This window comes from Rothia sp. CCM 9417, from assembly GCF_048513575.1.
GTDB lineage: Bacteria > Actinomycetota > Actinomycetes > Actinomycetales > Micrococcaceae > Rothia.
On the sequence record NZ_JBLXXT010000015.1, the window covers coordinates 1 to 3280 of the forward strand.

A 3280-nucleotide genomic window follows, 5' to 3' on the forward strand; every position below is an offset into this window, starting at 1 on the left:
ATTAAATGTGATGGAAAGGCTCCGATCAAAAGATCGGGGCCTTTCTTTTGTATTAAGGTCACTCTGTATTACTTCAACTAAGGGTTGAGTTTGGGTAGGGTGGGTGATAAAAGCCACGGGGCTTTAAGGTGAACACTAGGTAAACAAATTTGTGTTGAGGATTGTTGTTGCCAGAGTAGCGTGTGGGTTTGTGCCCTAAAAGCCCTGCTTTGAGATATTGTTTTAAAGAATGATGGCTTTAAAAATTACCTTTGACTAGTAATAACGTAATTCTGTCTAGTCTGCGGCGCCTCCTCACGCTCCTGTTTGTATGCGTTTTTTGGGTTTTATGAAACTTAAACAATATTTAAGGCTCTTCTCATCTGGTGGTGGGTTGAAGTTTTCCAAAATCTGCTGAGGCAACAACAATAGATACGTGACTACAGAACTGATCATCCTGGCGATTGTCGTCCTCACAGCTTTGGCTTTCGACTTCACCAACGGATTTCATGACACAGCAAACGCTATGGCATCCTCCATTGCTACCGGTGCGCTCAAGCCCAAAGTAGCTGTGGCTCTCTCAGCCGTCCTTAACCTGGTAGGCGCTTTCCTCTCCATTGAAGTGGCTAAAACCGTGGGGAAAGGCCTGGTAGATCTTAACACCACAGACAATGGGGCAAGCCTCATGCTGATTGTGTTCACCGGTCTGGTGGGCGCTATCTTATGGAACGTTTTCACATGGCTGTTGGGGCTACCATCTAGCTCATCCCATGCCCTCTTTGGCGGTCTCATCGGTGCAACCTTAGCTTCACTTGGCACAGATGGGGTGCTCTGGGAAGGTGTGCTGATGAAGATCATCGTTCCTGCTCTGATGGCTCCGCTGATTGCCGGTGCTGTTGCAGCTATCGGTACCATTCTGGTGTACGCCTCAACTCGCAAGGTATCTGCTAACCGTAAGAAGAAAAACTTCCGTTTCGGTCAGATTTCAGCTGCCTCTCTCATGTCTTTGGCTCACGGTACAAACGACGCTCAGAAGACCATGGGCGTTATCTTCCTAGCTCTGGTTGCTGCCCAGGAAGTTGACCCTAATGCTGAAATTCCTTTCTGGGTTCGTTTTGTCTGCGCCGCCGCTATCGCATTGGGAACCTATCTGGGTGGCTGGCGTATCATTAAGACCTTGGGTAAAGGCATCGTCGATATTGACGGACCCCAGGGGCTTGCAGCTGACGGTTCTTCGGCGGCTATCATTCTGACCTCGTCCCATTTTGGTATGGCACTTTCGACAACCCACGTAGCGACCGGCTCCATCATTGGTTCGGGCCTGGGGCGTCGCGCAAAGGTACGCTGGTCAACCGCCCGCCGTATGGTGATCGCCTGGATTATTACTCTGCCCGCAGCCGGTGCAGTCGGCGCTATCACCTGGTTTGTCGGTAACTACATCAACCTCTTCACCGGTAGTAACTGGGTGGGGGAAGCAACTGTCTTCCTAATCCTGGTTGGTTTCTGCTTCTTAATGTGGGCTCATTCCCGCAAGAGCGCTGTTAGCCACATTGATCTGCATTCGGGTGAAGCAGTCACTGCTCGTGAGGTGCTTAAAGAAACCTTGCCCGCTAGTGAGAAGGCCGGTGCCTAATGTTGATTGTCGATATCTTTCATAAGATTTACCCCGTATTCTTGGCTGGCCTGGTGTTTGGCGCTGGACTCCCTGCCCTGTATGCCTTGGCGGTACGGCTGATGAGCGGTGCCGCCGGTGAAACGGAAGAAGGCGCAGTGCTTGAAACCGAACCGAATTTCCTTGCCCGTACTGCCGCCTATCTGATCTTTGTTGTTTTAGTCCTCGCTGTTATCAGCGGTATCCTATGGATTGCTAAGGACTTCCTCTACGCCTACACCGGCTTTAACTTTTTGGGTGTTGCTGGCTAGCTCAAGGCCTAGCATGCACCCAAGGGAAAAGGGGTTCCTGATTGCAGTCGGTCAGGACCCCCTTTTCGTGGGTGAGTTTTAGGCCCACTCTGCTGTCTCCATGCTTACCCCGTGGGCAGCTGCATTGGATACGATAGCGGCAACGAGCCATTCCGTGAGTCTCGGCTCTTGGGCATCCTAGTGGGCAGTGAACCGTGGACTAGCGCTCTAGCCCCGTGCAATAAGAACATGCTTGGAGTGAGTCACAGGGAGCCGGTGGCTCAGTAGATAAGGGTGTGTTGAACCTTCTCGATATCTTGAGCCGTGTAGAGACGAGCGCTCTCACTACCACGTGTACTGGGGCGTAGTAGGTGTATTTCATACCAATAGTGCAGGGTTCGTACTGTTAGTTCCAAAAGCTGGGCCGTTTGGCTGACTGTTCGGTACCGTTTATCTCCCGTGCTCACTAGGCTAGAAGCCTCATGTTCCGTGAGAGCAAGTCATAATAATTTTTCTTCCTAAGGCCTTGGGTCACAAAACCTCAGCAATCTAAAGTTGAGGCTATGACCGAATTCCTCAACCTTCCGCTGAGACGCATTATCGCTAGAGCTGAAGACAAACCTGCCCCAAGCGGTGCTTGGCCCTATAATCTCGCCATCACTCGTCGTGCTCTTGATGGGTTGGATTTTGGTGCGCTGACCGTCATAACGGGTGAAAACGGGGCAGGTAAATCAACCCTGGTGGAATCTATTGCTGAGGCCTACGGGTTACCCCTAGGTGGTGGTGATGCGCAGGTTGCCCGGCCCGGTTATGAAAATTCATCTGCTTTTGGTTTTGCTTTACAGGTAGTGCGCGGGGCTGCGCGGCGGCGTGCCGGTCTTTTCTTGCGGGCAGAAGGCTTGCTTGCACATCTTGAGTACCTGGCAGAGCTGCAATCTGACCGGGCCAAGAAGATGCTCAGGCTCTCTCACGGTGAGAGTACTCAACGGTTTTTGGAATACGCTCAGGAAAACTACGGCCTGTGGATTCTTGATGAACCGGAATCTGGTCTCTCTTTGAACGGTCAGCTCCAGCTCTTGGCGCGAATCCTAGATTTTCTGCAATCTGGAGGTCAGGTTATCCTCTGCACGCACAGCCCCCTGCTGGCTTCGCTTGCCGACTTCCGTGATGAGCAAGTGTGGGAAATAGGGGAGTGGGGCCTGCGCTTGAGGTCCTGGAGGGAACTTGAGATGGTTCGGGACTGGCAGGCTATTTTGCAAGAACCCGGGTATTACCTTAGGTATTTGGCGGAGAGCTAGCTCAAGAAAAATAAAAATAGTGTGGTGCAACTAACCGCTCATTTGATAGGCTGGTGTTGCGCGTGTAAAAAACGTGTAGTAGAGTAGAAGCATAACACCAC

Annotated in this window: 4 protein-coding genes; 3 read left to right on the forward strand and 1 reads right to left on the reverse strand. The window is 51.4% G+C overall.

Features of this window, described 5'->3' with window-relative positions; translation table 11 throughout:
- Positions 1 to 415 precede the first annotated feature (415 nt).
- Entirely contained in the window at positions 416 to 1612 is a 1197-nt protein-coding gene (locus ACN082_RS10340) for an inorganic phosphate transporter (protein WP_419100778.1), read from the forward strand.
- Positions 1612 to 1902: a hypothetical protein gene (locus ACN082_RS10345; RefSeq protein WP_419100779.1), complete on the forward strand. Its 291-nt coding sequence runs from the start codon at positions 1612 to 1614 to the stop codon at positions 1900 to 1902. Before ACN082_RS10340 ends, ACN082_RS10345 begins: the two co-directional genes overlap by 1 nt.
- A gap of 260 nt (positions 1903 to 2162) precedes the next feature.
- Here the strand turns inward: ACN082_RS10345 and ACN082_RS10350 are convergent, their stop codons facing one another.
- Complete coding sequence (locus ACN082_RS10350; protein WP_419100780.1) at positions 2163 to 2348, reverse strand: MerR family transcriptional regulator; 186 nt, start codon at positions 2346 to 2348, stop codon at positions 2163 to 2165.
- A 96-nt stretch (positions 2349 to 2444) separates the two neighbouring features.
- Between ACN082_RS10350 and ACN082_RS10355 the strand changes: the two genes are divergently transcribed.
- Positions 2445 to 3179 (forward strand): AAA family ATPase, encoded by a 735-nt coding sequence (locus ACN082_RS10355; RefSeq protein WP_419100781.1) that lies wholly within the window; start codon positions 2445 to 2447, stop codon positions 3177 to 3179.
- The last annotated feature ends 101 nt before the right edge of the window (positions 3180 to 3280 follow it).

Bases quoted from the DNA above. Each gene is read 5' to 3' on its own strand.
- ACN082_RS10345 (WP_419100779.1), top strand. From the start codon at position 1,612: ATGTTGATTGTCGATATCTTTCATAAGATTTACCCCGTATTCTTGGCT.
- ACN082_RS10355 (WP_419100781.1), top strand. From the start codon at position 2,445: ATGACCGAATTCCTCAACCTTCCGCTGAGACGCATTATCGCTAGAGCT.